The sequence below is a fragment of the Variovorax sp. dw_954 genome, assembly GCF_018449755.1.
Taxonomy (GTDB): domain Bacteria; phylum Pseudomonadota; class Gammaproteobacteria; order Burkholderiales; family Burkholderiaceae_C; genus Variovorax.
Genome location: NZ_JAAVVD010000011.1, coordinates 1 through 11881, shown reverse-complemented (window position 1 = coordinate 11881; position 11881 = coordinate 1). Strand labels below are relative to the sequence as shown.

Here is an 11881-nt window from a genome sequence, read left to right as displayed (position 1 = left end):
AGGTGGAAAGACGTGAGGGCCGAAGCGTATGCGGCTTCGGCCCCCGCGTGTGATGGCTATGGGATGGCGTTCGCGGGTCGAGCGCCGCGCTGTGCGCTGCGTGCGCCTGCGCACGACCGGGCGGCACTCACGGCGCCGGTGGGCGAACGGCCTGGCGCGCCAGCAGCTTCCAGTCGCCGCCCTGCTTCTGCCAGACGCCGAGGATCTTGATCGTGACCTTGCCCGGCTTGCCGCCGTCGTTGGTGTCGGCCGTGAGCGTGTGCCGCACGATCGCGTTGTTGCCGACGATCTTGATGGTCTGTTCGGTGATCGCGATGGTCACGAAGTCCGACGCACCGCTCATCAGGTCGGCCATGAAGCTGGTCTTGGTGTCGACCTTGCCGCCTGAATGCCCGTAGCTCAAGTCGTCGGCGACCAGCGCGTTGAGCGCGGCGGGTGTCGGGTCGATCATTGCCACGCGCAGCTTCTCGGCGGCGGCCGCCACGGCCTGCGCATCGCCCGGCGACGATGCGCCGCCAGACGACATGCCGGCGCAACCGGCGAGTGCCACGGTGGCGGCGATGATGAGGATCAGTTTCTTCAGCATTTGGCGTCTCCTGGGGTTGTTGTCGAAGTTCTTCTTGCGGATGGAAACTCTTCACGCGGAGCACCGCGGTACCGGCGTCGCCGGCCCGCCGCTGCAGGCCCCGCCGGAGATCGCCTTGCGCGCACCGGGCGTCCGCAGCCTGCGGGCGAATTACAGGCCTTGAGGGCCCAGCTTGTCGATCAAGGCCTTGAGCATGTCCATCTCGTCGGCCTTCAGGTCAGTCAATGGCGTGCGCACCGGGCCTGCATCGTGGCCGACGATCTTCGCGCCGGCCTTGATGATGCTGACCGCGTAGCCTTGCATGCGGTTGCGCAAATCGAGGTACGGCATGAAGAAGTCCTTCAGCAGGCGATGCTGCGTGGTCATGTCGTCGTTTGCTACCGCGTGGTAGAAGTCCATCGCCGTCTTCGGGATGAAGTTGAACACGGCCGACGAGTACACCGGCGTACCCATGGCCTTGTAGGCGGCGGCATAGACCTCGGCAGTCGGCAGGCCACCCAGGTAGGCGAAGCGGTCGCCCATGCGCTGGTAGATCGCGACCATGGTTTCGATGTCGCCGATGCCATCCTTGAAACCGACCAGGTTGGGGTTGCGTTCAGCCAGCCTGGCCAGCGTCTCGGGCTTGAAGCGCGTCGAGCCGCGGTTGTAGATGATCACGCCGAAGTCCACGCTCTTGCACACGGCTTCCACGTGCGCAGCCAGGCCTTCCTGGCCGGCTTCGGTGAGGTAATGCGGCAGCAGCAGGATGCCGTGCGCGCCGGCCTTCTCGGCGGCCTGCGCGCATTCGATGGCAAAGCGCGTCGGGCCGCCGGCGCCGGCAATGATCGGCACCACGCCCTTGCAGGTGTCGACGGCCGTCTTGATGATGCCGGGGTATTCCGCGCCGGTCAGCGAGAAGAACTCGCCCGTGCCGCCCGCTGCGAACAAGGCGGTCGCGCCATAAGGCGCCAGCCATTCGAGGCGCTTTTCATAGCCCTGCTTGTTGAAGTCGCCGTTCGCGTCGAAGTCGGTCAACGGAAACGAGAGAAGGCCGGAGCCCATGATGGTCTTGAGTTCTTGCGGATTCATTGTTGAGAACGTTCAGTGGATGGATTGGCAATAGAAACGGGGAGCGGAAATCGCGATAAGAACGCGCGTAGAAGTCGCGAAGATTCCGTAGCGAGGGCGTTGAGGTCGGGTCGAGGAGCGGAGCCGTACTCTGGTACGGTGAGCACCGCAGGCCCGAGATCGGCGTCCGCAGCAGGAAGATTCGCGGCTTCGGTCAATCGAGCTTGATGTCGGCGTCGGCGACCACCTTGGCCCAGCGCGCGCGCTCCTTGTTGAAGAAGGCTTCCTCTTCAGCCGGAGACATCGTCACGACCTCTGCGCCCTGTACCGCCATGCGCGAGCGAATGTCGGCGGAGCGGATGATGGTGATCAGTTCCTTGTTCAGGCGCTGGATGATCGCGTCCGGCGTGCCCTTGGCCACGCGCACACCTTGCCAGGTGCCGGTTTCGAACCCGGGCACGCCTTGCTCCGCGATGGTCGGCACGTCGCCCAGCAGCGGCATGCGGGTGGCCTTCGATACGCCCAGCACCTTGAGCTTGCCGCCCTGCACTTGCGGCAGCGTCGCCAGCATGCCGTTCATCAGGATCTGGGTCTGGCCGGCGACGGTGTCCTGCACCGCCTGCACGCCGCCCTTGTACGGCACGTAGGTCCACTTGGCGCCGACCGCGCGCTGCAACGCCACGCCGGCCAGGTGCGGCGCGCTGCCGGTGGCGGTCACCGCGAAGTTCAGGTCGCTGGTCTTCGACAAGGCGACCAGTTCCTTCAGGTTGCTGGCCTTGACCGACGGATGCACCACCAGCAGGTGCGGCGAATAGGCCAGCATGGTCACGCCGCGCAGGTCCTTCGAAGGGTCGAACGAGAGCTTGGTGTAGACCGATGGGCTGATGGCCAGCGCGCCCACGTCGCACAGCAGCAGCGTGTAGCCGTCCGGAGCCGATTTAGAGACGGCGTCCGCACCCAGGTTGCCGTTGGCGCCTGCCCGGTTCTCGACGATCACCGGTTGGCCCAGCGCCAGCGACAGCGGCTGGCTGATGAAGCGCGCAATGATGTCCGACGAGCCGCCCGGCGGGTACGGAACGATGATCTTGATCGGCTTGGTGGGCCAGTTGGCCGGCGCGGCGGCCTGGGCCAGTGCCGCGATCGGTGCGGCAGCCAGCAGGCTGGCCACGCCGGCGGCAAGAAGGGAGCGACGTGCAGGAATCATTGTTGTCTCCTTGAAGGGTTTGTCAGGTGCGCTCGAAATGACAGCGCAATCATTTTCGTCGTCAGTCATCGTACAACTAAAAATACAACACGTCCAGCGGGGCAGCCTCAAAAAACTCAGGCTTCGGAAGCCGGGGGCGTGGGGGCGGCGGTCTTTTGCGCGGCCTCTTGCGCCACGCGCAGCCGTTCGCGGCTGTTCGTCAGGTGGATGCGCATGGCGGCGCGCGCTGATTCGGGGTCGCGCCGCGCGATCGCGGCATAGATCTCTTCGTGCTCGCGGTTGACGCGCGTCAGGTAGGCCCCGCCGCGGTCGCTGTTGCGGATGGCGCTGATGCGCGTGCGCGGGATGATCGTGGTGCCGAGGTGGCTCATGATGTCCGCGAAGTACGGATTGCCGGTCGCCTTGGCGATCGCCAGGTGGAAGCGGAAGTCGGGCGACACCGTGTCCCCTGCTGCCGACACGTTGCTCTCGAATTCGTCGAGCGCCTGGCGCATGGCCAGCAGCTGCTCGTCGGTACGGCGGCTGGCGGCCAGCCCGGCCGACTCGGTCTCCAGGCTGATGCGCAGCTCGAGCACGGCCAGCACGTCGACCGATGCGGCGATTTCGCCCGGGTCGAGCCGGAACACACCTCCCGCGCGCGGCTGCAGCACGAAGGTGCCCACGCCATGGTGCGTCTCGACCAACTCGGCCGCCTGCAGCTTCGACAACGCCTCGCGCACCACGGTGCGGCTGACGCTGTAGGCCTGCATGATTTCGGATTCGGTGGGCAGCTTGTCGCCGGGGCGCAGCACCTGGTTGCGGATCTTGTCGCTCAGGTCGTCGACCAGGCCATGGGCCAGGCCGCGTGCGCGTTGGCGCGGGCGGCCGACGAAGGGGGCGCCGGCTTCCGTGCTTGTTGTTGTGGCCCGCATGTCTCTTTTTAAGGGATTACCCGTATCAGTCATCGCCATGTCTTGATCATAATTCGGGCCTCGTTGTACGACAACACATAACTGACAATACGAGATAAAAACTTCATGTTCAACGTTCGAGCCACCCGGCCATGAAGTACTCCCTCGACTTCACCCCCCTGCTTCCCTATTGGCCCGTCTTCGTGAACGGGGCCTGGCTCACGCTCAAGATGACCGCGGTGGCCGTGGTCGTGGGCGTGGCGGTCGGCACGCTGGTGGCCTTTGCCAAGCGCGGCAGGAACAAGCCGCTCGCGCGCCTGTGCTCGGCCTATATCGAGGTGGTGCGCAACACGCCCTTCCTGGTGCAGATCTTCCTGCTGTACTTCGGGCTGGCCAGTTTCGGGGTGCGCATGCCGACCTTCGCGGCGGCGGTGCTGGCGATGATCATCAACATCGCGGCATATGCGGCAGAGATCATCCGCGCCGGGCTGGAGTCGGTGCCGCGCGGGCAGATCGAGGCGGCCGAATGCCTGGGACTGTCGAAATGGCGCATCGGCTGGCATGTGATGCTGCAGCCGTCGATCGAAAAGGTCTACCCGGCCCTCACCAGCCAGTTCCTGCTGATGATGCAGGCCTCGGCCATGGCCTCCCAGATCTCGGCGGAAGAACTCACGGCCATCGCCAACACGGTGCAGTCGGACACCTTCCGTTCTCTTGAAACGTACATCGTGGTGGCGGCCCTCTACCTGGTGTTGTCCCTCGTCATCAAGTTCGTCACCGGCCTGCTCGGCGAATACCTGTTCCGCCGCCGGCGCGTGCTGCGCAAGGCCGCTGCCAGCTCGGGCCGGCTGATGGTCGACACCACGCAAGCCAACGTGGCGAGCCACGGCGGCGCCGCATAGGGGCAAGCGATGTTCGGCAGCTTCTCGCTCACCCACCTGCTCTACCTGTTCACCTCGATCGGGTGGACATTGGTGCTCTCCGCGCTGGCCTTCGCGCTCGGCGCGGTGGGCGGCTTCGGCGTGATGCTCGCGCGCATCTCGCCGCGGCCCTGGCTGCGCTGGCTGGCCGTCGCGTACATCGAGTGCATCCAGGGCATTCCGCTGCTGATCCTGCTGTTCATCGTGTACTTCGGGCTGTCGGTGTACGGGTTCCAGTTGCCCTCGTTGGTGGCCGCGGGGCTGGCGATGATGGTCTACGTCAGCGCCTACCTGGGCGACATCTGGCGTGGCTGCGTCGAGGCCATGCCCAAGCCGCAATGGGAAGCCGCCGAGTGCCTGGCCTTCTCGCGCTGGCAGACGCTGCGCCTCGTGATCATTCCGCAGGCCGTGCGGCTTTCCCTGCCGCCGACCGTGGGCTTCCTGGTGCAGATCATCAAGATGACATCGCTGGCCTCGGTCATCGGTTTTGTCGAACTGACACGCGCGGGCCAGATCATCAACAACTCGATCTTCCAGCCCTTCCTGATCTTCAGCATCGTGGGCGCCTTCTATTTCGCCCTGTGCTATCCGCTGTCGCGCTGGAGCGAAGCGATGGAGAAAAAGCTCAATGTCGCCAATCGTTAGTCTCCAGGACGTGTACAAGAGCTTCGGCTCGAACCAGGTCCTCAAGGGCGTCTCGTTCGAAGTGGCCAAGGGCGAGATGATCGCGATCATCGGCGCCAGCGGCTCGGGCAAGAGCACGGCCTTGCGCTGCATCGACCGGCTCGAAGCCATCGACCGCGGCACCATCGAAGTCGCCGGCATCCGCGTCGACAGCCCCTCGGTCGACCTGAAGCGCCTGCGGCTCGAAGTGGGCATCGTGTTCCAGAGCTACAACCTCTTCCCGCACCTCACGGTCGAGGAAAACATCATGCTGGCGCTGCGCCACGTGAAGAAGCTGTCGCGCAGCGAGGCGCACGAGGTCAGCATGCGCGTGCTCGACCAGGTCGGCCTGAAGGAAAAGGCCGGCGCCTATCCCGAGCAACTCTCGGGCGGCCAGCAGCAGCGCGTGGCGATTGCCCGGTCGCTGGCCATGTCGCCCAAGGTCATGCTGTTCGACGAAGTCACTTCCGCGCTCGACCCGCAACTCACCGGCGAAGTGCTGCGCGTGATGGAAGACCTCGCGGCCGGCGGCATGACCATGCTGCTGGTGACGCACGAGATGGCCTTCGCCAAGCGCGTGGCCGACCGGATCATCTACATGCACCAGGGCAAGGTCTGGGAAACCGGCGCGGGCGACATGCTCGATTCGCCGAAGACCGCCGAGCTCAAGGCCTTCCTCGACAACGGCCTGTAGGCGCCACACCCGTTTTTTTGTTCCTTCCATTCAACGAATCATTCCAGGAGACTTCCAATGACTTCCAAGACCATGTTCGCCCGCACCGCCATCGCCGCCGTATTGCTGGCCTGCGGTGCGCACGCCGCGCTGGCCGACCAGTTCGACGACATCAAGAAGGCCGGCAAGGTTCGCGTGGCGATCGCCATCGGCACGCCGCTGTTCAGCTATGCCGACGCGAACCTTCAGCCCACCGGCTCCGACGTCGATACCGCAACCGAACTGGCCAAAGACCTGGGCGTGAAGCTCGAGATCGTGCCGATCACCACCGCCGCCCGGATTCCTACCCTGCAAGCGCAGCGCGCGGACCTCGTGATTTCCAGCTTGTCGATCACCGAGGAACGCGCCAAGGTCGTCGACTTCTCGATTCCCTATTCGGCCATCACCATCATGGTCGGCGCGCCCAAGGACATGAAGATCGCCAGCTACGCGGACCTGAATGGCAAGAAGATCGGCCTCACGCGCGCCACCACCAACGACACGCTGACGACCAAGGAAGCCAAGGGCGCCGAAATCATGCGCTATGAGGACGACGCCACGCTCATCACCTCGGTGGTCACTGGCCAGGTCGACATCTTCTCGAGCACGCCTTCGAACATGGGCGAGATCAACAAGCGCGCCCCGGGCAAGAACTTCGAGATGAAGTTCTCGCAACTCGACTCGGGCCTCGGCATCACGATGAACAAGGGCGAGCCGAAGCTGAAGGAATGGATCAACGCCTGGGTGTCGACCAACGTCAAGAACGGCAAGCTCAATGCCATCTACAAGAAGTACCACGGCCGCGACCTGCCCACCAATGTCGTGAAGCCCGCGTGAGGAGGACCTGAATGTCGACTTCCAACCTGAAGGTCAAGCGCCTGCTCCTGACCGGCGCGGCCGGCGGCCTGGGCAAGGTCCTGCGCGAGCGCTTGCGTCCCTTTGCGGACGTGATTCGCGTGTCCGATCTTGCAGCCCCCGCCGCGGCCGAGGGTCCGCACGAAGAAGTCGTGGTGTGCGACCTGGCCGACAAGGCCGCGGTCGACGCACTGGTGGCCGGCTGCGACGCCATCGTCCACCTGGGCGGTGTGTCGGTCGAGCGCCCCTTCGAGGAAATCCTTGAAGCCAACATCAAGGGCGTGTTCCATCTCTACGAAGCGGCACGCCGCCACGGCTGCAAGCGCATCGTGTTCGCCAGTTCCAACCATGTGATCGGCTTCTACAGGCAGACCGAGCACATCGACGCCACCGCCGCGAAACGGCCCGACGGCAACTATGGCCTGTCGAAGGCCTTCGGCGAGGACGTGGCCCAGTTCTATTACGACCGCTACGGCATCGAGACGGTCAGCATCCGCATCGGCTCCTCGTTCCCCGAGCCACTCAACCGCCGGATGATGAGTTCGTGGCTGAGCTACCGCGACCTGACCAACCTGGTCGAGAAGTGCCTGTTCACGCCCGACGTGAAGCACACCATCGTCTACGGCATGTCGGCCAATCGCGACGTCTGGTGGGACAACAGCGCCGCCGCGCGCCTGGGCTTCGTGCCGCAGGATTCATCGGAACCGTTCCGCGCCAAGGTCGAGGCCCAGCCGCCGGTCGCAGCCGATGACCCGAACGCCATCTACCAGGGCGGCGCCTTCACCGCGCAAGGCCCCTTTGAATGAAGCGCCGGTTCCACCCCTTTTTGTAAGCAGTGCATCGGAGACGAGGGTCTCCATCTCAACCCAAGGAAGACAGATGAAATTCAAACAAGCCAAGCTTCTCAGCGTCGTCGCGACGGCAGTGCTCGCACTGGCGGCCGGCGCCGCGCAAGCCCGCGACTTCCGTTCCGCGGAAGTGCACTCCAAGGACTTCCCGACCAACATGGCCGTCAAGCAGATGAGCGACGACCTGGCCAAGGCCTCGGGCGGCAAGGACAAGATCAAGATCTTCGCCGACAGCGCCCTGGGTTCGGAAAAGGACACGGTCGAGCAGGTCAAGATCGGCGCGCTCGACATGGTGCGCGTCAGCTCGGCCTCGTTCCACGGCATCGTGCCGGATTCGGTGATTCCGTCGCTGCCCTTCCTGTTCCGCGACATCGAGCATTTCCGCAAGGTGATGTACGGCCCGACCGGCGACAAGATCCTGGCCTCGTTCGAGAAGGCCGGCTTCGTCGGCCTGTGCTTCTATGAAAGTGGCGCGCGCTCGGTGTATGCCAAGAAGCCCGTCAAGACCGTTGCCGACATGAAGGGCATGAAGATCCGCGTGCAGCCGTCCGACCTGATGGTGAGCCTGGTGACCGCCGCTGGCGGATCGCCCACGCCCATGCCCCTGGCCGAGGTCTACACCGGCCTGAAGACCGGCCTGGTCGACGCTGCCGAGAACAACTACCCCTCGTACGAAGAAGCCAAGCACTACGAATCGGCGCCCGTGTATTCGGAAACGATGCACGTCATGACGCCTGAGGTGCTCGTGTTTTCCAAGAAGATCTGGGACACGCTGCCCAAGGACCAGCAAGAGCAGATCCGCAAGGCCGCGAAGGACTCGGTGCCCTACTACGTCAAGCTCTGGGAAGCGCGTGAGAAGGACGCCAAGGCGGCCGTCATCAAGGGCGGCGCCAAGATCGTGCCGGCCGCGGACATCGACCGCAAGGGCTTTGTCGACGTCGAGAAGCCGGTGTGGGACAAGTTCGCGACCACGCCTGAACTCAAGGCCCTCGTCGCGGAAATCGTGAACACGAAGTAATGGCCGTGCGATGAGCTTGTTTACCCATCTGAACGCAAGGTTGTCGCGCTGGGCGATGTACCTTGCGTGCCTGTGCCTGGTCGGCCTGTTGTCGGTCGTGGTGTACGGCGTGGTGCTTCGCTACGTCTTCAACAACGCGCCCGCCTACGTCGAGCAGGTCGCCTTGCTGCTGGTGATCTCGGTCGCCATGTTCGGCGCTTCCGCAGGTGTGCGGGACGCCGGCCATATCGGCCTGGATTCGCTGGTCAAGGTGCTGCCACCGCGCGGACAGTTCTGGTGCAAGTTCATCGTCTACGTGCTGAGCATCGCGTTTGCGGTGGCGCTGTTCCTCGGCGCAGGCGAGATGGCGGTCTCGACACATCACGACACCATTCCCACGCTGGGCATCTCCGAGTCGTACCGGTATTTGCCAGTGATGATCGCCGGCGTGCTCATCACCCTTTTTTCCCTTGAGCACATGGTTGCCCAGTTCACCGAAGAAGAGGTCGTTCCATCATGGCACTGACACTGCTCACTGTCAGTTTCGGCGTCTTCCTGCTGTTCGGCATGCCGGTCGCTTTCGCGATCGGGCTGAGTTGCCTGCTGACCTTCGCCTTCGAGGGCCTGCCCTTCGAGACCGCCATCCAGATGATGGTGTCGGGCATGAACGTGTTCTCGTTCCTGGCCATTCCGTTCTTCATCTTCTCGGGTGAGCTGATGCTGCATGGCGGCATCGCAGACAAGATCGTCAACTTCGCGCGCAGCCTGGTCGGCCACTGGAAGGGCGGCCTGGGGCTGGCCAACGTGGTGGCCTCCACGCTGTTCGGCGGCGTCTCGGGCTCGCCCGTGGCGGACACCTCGGCCATGGGCGGCGTGATGATCCCGGTCATGGTCAAGGAAGGCTACGGCGCCGACTACGCGGTGAACGTGACCACGCACGCGTCGCTCTCGGGCGCGCTGATGCCGACCTCGCACAACATGATCATCTACGCCTTCGCGGCGCAGGCTGCCGCCGGTGAAATCGGCGGGCATGTGATCCGCGGCGTGTCGATCGGCGACCTGATGTTCGCCGGCCTGATCCCGGTGTTCTGGATCATGGTCTGCATGCTGGTGGCTGCCTACTGGCAAGCCGCCAGGTACGGCTACCCGCGCCGCCCCGACGGCACCACCGCCGTCGAACGCTTCCCTGGCTGGGGCGCGGTGCTGCGCACGTTCATCGCCGCGATCCCGGGCCTGATGGTGATCGTCATCATCCTGTTCTGCGTGATGGAAGGGGTGGCCACGGCGACGGAGGCAGCGGCCATCGCGGTGACCTACTCGCTGATATTGACGGTCTTCGTCTACCGCACGATGAGCCGCAAGAACCTGTTCAAGTCGCTGGCCAAGGCCTCGAAGACCACGGGCGTGATCCTGCTGTTGATCGGCGTTTCGAACATGCTGCGCTACCAGATGGCGTACCTGGAGATCCCGGACACCATCGAGGCTGCGCTGCTGACCGCGACGACCACGCCGTGGATCATGCTGCTGTACATCAACATCATCCAGATCTTCCTGGGCATCTTCCTGGACATGGCGGCCCACATCCTGATCACGACGCCGCTGTTCCTGCCGCTGGCGATCCAGATGGGCGTGGGCCCGGTGCAGTTCGGCATGATGCTGCTGCTCAACTGCGCGCTGGGGCTCGTGCATCCACCCGTGGGGACGGTGCAGTTCATCGGCTGTGCGATCGGCAAGATATCGATCGGGGAGGCGACGAAAACCGCCTGGCCCTACTACCTGGCGATCTTCATAGCAATCACGCTGGTGACCTATGTTCCAGCGTTCTCGACCTGGCTGCCATCGCTGATCACCGGCCATGTGGTTCTGTAGCTGATGTTCGCCGTTTATGTATCCAACGCCGAGAGCGGCGACATCTCGGTCCTGCAGCTCGACCCGGCACTGCGCACGCTGACGCCGGTGCAGACGGTCGAAGTCGGCGGTGAAGTGATGCCGCTCGCGCTGAGTCCGAAGCGCGACCGCCTCTACGCGGCGCGCCGGTCGGAGCCACGCGAGGCCGTGTGCTTTGCCATCGATGCGAAGAGCGGCGCGCTGTCGCTGCTCGGCGCTGGCCCGCTGCCGCAAAGCATGGCCTACATCGCGACCGACCTCACCGGCCGCTACCTCTTCAGCGCTTCCTACGGCGGCAACCTGATCGCGGTGAACGCCATCGACGGCAATGGAGTCGTGCAGGCCACGCAGCAGGTGGTGCCGACCGGACCGAATGCGCATGCCATCCTGGCGACGCCGTCCAACCGCTTCGTGTTCTCGACCAGCTTGGGCGGCAAGGTCGTGAACCAGTTCCGCTTCGATGCCGCGACCGGGCAACTCGTGCCGAACACGCCGCCCAGCATCACGCCGCACGAAGGCGCGAGCCCGCGGCACTTCGTCTTCAGCCCTGACGCTCGCTTCGTCTACCTGCTGAACGAGCTGGACGCAAGCATCGACGTGCTCGTCTGCGACGCCGCAAGTGGCACCTTGAACCCGGTGCAGAACATCGGATCGCTGCCCCCGGGCTTCAGCGGCGAGCCATGGGCCGCCGACCTGCACCTGACGCCGGACGGCCGCTACCTCTACAGCAGCGAGCGCCGGTCCGACACGCTGGCCGCCTTCCGCGTCGACGCGGCCGATGGCACGCTTTCGCTGATCGGCCACACACCGACCGAATCGCAGCCGCGCGGCTTCAATATCACGGCGGACGGGCAATTCCTCATCGCCGCCGGCCAGAAATCGGATCGCTTGCGGCTTTACGGGATCGACAGCGCCTCCGGCGAACTGACGCCCGTCGGCGACGCCCCGGCGGGTCGCGGGGCCAACTGGGTCGAGAGCATCTCCCTCACTGCCTGAGCCAGCCTCTCCGGAAGGACTGACATGTCTGCGACCCCCACGTGCGCCCCGCTGTTCATCACCATGCACGATGCCGACAACGTCGCGATCGTGGCCAACGACGGCGGGCTGCCCGCCGGCACGGAGTTCCCCTCGGGCCTCACGCTGGTGGACAAGGTGCCGCAGGCACACAAGGTCGCGCTGGTCGACATTCCCGAGGGCGGCGAGGTGCGCCGCTACAACGTGGTCATCGGCTATGCGCTCAAGCCGCTGCCCGCGGGCACCTGGGTGCATGAG

Annotated in this window: 14 protein-coding genes; 10 read left to right on the top strand and 4 right to left on the bottom strand. The window is 64.7% G+C overall.

The window, feature by feature from the left end; genetic code table 11:
• Positions 1-127: 127 nt before the first annotated feature.
• The 4 genes from HB681_RS17895 to HB681_RS17880 all read right to left on the bottom strand — a co-directional run bounded on the left by HB681_RS17895 (position 128) and on the right by HB681_RS17880 (position 3748).
• A complete protein-coding gene (locus HB681_RS17895) occupies positions 128-586 on the bottom strand; it encodes a nuclear transport factor 2 family protein (RefSeq protein WP_213956217.1) in 459 nt (152 codons plus the stop codon).
• A 150-nt stretch (positions 587-736) separates the two neighbouring features.
• Positions 737-1654 carry a 5-dehydro-4-deoxyglucarate dehydratase gene (gene kdgD / locus HB681_RS17890; RefSeq protein WP_213956216.1) on the bottom strand — a complete coding sequence of 306 codons (918 nt, stop codon included), beginning with the start codon at positions 1652-1654 and terminating at the stop codon, positions 737-739.
• 193 nt (positions 1655-1847) lie between these two features.
• Positions 1848-2837 carry a tripartite tricarboxylate transporter substrate binding protein gene (locus HB681_RS17885; RefSeq protein ID WP_213956215.1) on the bottom strand — a complete coding sequence of 330 codons (990 nt, stop codon included), beginning with the start codon at positions 2835-2837 and terminating at the stop codon, positions 1848-1850.
• Between the two features lie 116 nt (positions 2838-2953).
• Positions 2954-3748 carry a FadR/GntR family transcriptional regulator gene (locus HB681_RS17880; protein WP_213956214.1) on the bottom strand — a complete coding sequence of 265 codons (795 nt, stop codon included), beginning with the start codon at positions 3746-3748 and terminating at the stop codon, positions 2954-2956.
• Positions 3749-3879: 131 nt separating this feature from the next.
• Here HB681_RS17880 and HB681_RS17875 point away from each other — a divergent pair, with 131 nt between their 5' ends.
• The 10 genes from HB681_RS17875 to HB681_RS17830 form a co-directional block, all read left to right on the top strand.
• Positions 3880-4629: an amino acid ABC transporter permease gene (locus HB681_RS17875; protein WP_213956213.1), complete on the top strand. Its 750-nt coding sequence runs from the start codon at positions 3880-3882 to the stop codon at positions 4627-4629.
• A 9-nt stretch (positions 4630-4638) separates the two neighbouring features.
• A complete protein-coding gene (locus HB681_RS17870) occupies positions 4639-5292 on the top strand; it encodes an amino acid ABC transporter permease (RefSeq protein ID WP_213956212.1) in 654 nt (217 codons plus the stop codon).
• On the top strand, positions 5276-6004 hold the full coding sequence (locus tag HB681_RS17865) for an amino acid ABC transporter ATP-binding protein (protein ID WP_213956211.1): 729 nt from the start codon (positions 5276-5278) through the stop codon (positions 6002-6004). The genes HB681_RS17870 and HB681_RS17865 overlap by 17 nt, the downstream gene beginning before the upstream one ends.
• Positions 6005-6061: 57 nt before the next feature.
• Positions 6062-6859: a transporter substrate-binding domain-containing protein gene (locus HB681_RS17860; RefSeq protein WP_213956210.1), complete on the top strand. Its 798-nt coding sequence runs from the start codon at positions 6062-6064 to the stop codon at positions 6857-6859.
• An 11-nt stretch (positions 6860-6870) separates the two neighbouring features.
• A complete protein-coding gene (locus tag HB681_RS17855) occupies positions 6871-7683 on the top strand; it encodes an NAD(P)-dependent oxidoreductase (RefSeq protein ID WP_213956209.1) in 813 nt (270 codons plus the stop codon).
• Between the two features lie 73 nt (positions 7684-7756).
• Positions 7757-8743 (top strand): TRAP transporter substrate-binding protein, encoded by a 987-nt coding sequence (locus HB681_RS17850; protein ID WP_213956208.1) that lies wholly within the window; start codon positions 7757-7759, stop codon positions 8741-8743.
• 10 nt (positions 8744-8753) lie between these two features.
• A complete protein-coding gene (locus HB681_RS17845) occupies positions 8754-9248 on the top strand; it encodes a TRAP transporter small permease (protein WP_213956207.1) in 495 nt (164 codons plus the stop codon).
• Positions 9239-10591, top strand: coding sequence for a TRAP transporter large permease (locus HB681_RS17840; protein ID WP_213956206.1), 1353 nt, complete (start codon positions 9239-9241; stop codon positions 10589-10591). The genes HB681_RS17845 and HB681_RS17840 overlap by 10 nt, the downstream gene beginning before the upstream one ends.
• A gap of 3 nt (positions 10592-10594) precedes the next feature.
• Positions 10595-11605 carry a beta-propeller fold lactonase family protein gene (locus tag HB681_RS17835; RefSeq protein WP_213956205.1) on the top strand — a complete coding sequence of 337 codons (1011 nt, stop codon included), beginning with the start codon at positions 10595-10597 and terminating at the stop codon, positions 11603-11605.
• 24 nt (positions 11606-11629) lie between these two features.
• A partial coding sequence (locus tag HB681_RS17830; protein WP_218628248.1) for a UxaA family hydrolase occupies positions 11630-11881 on the top strand: 252 nt, incomplete at its 3' end.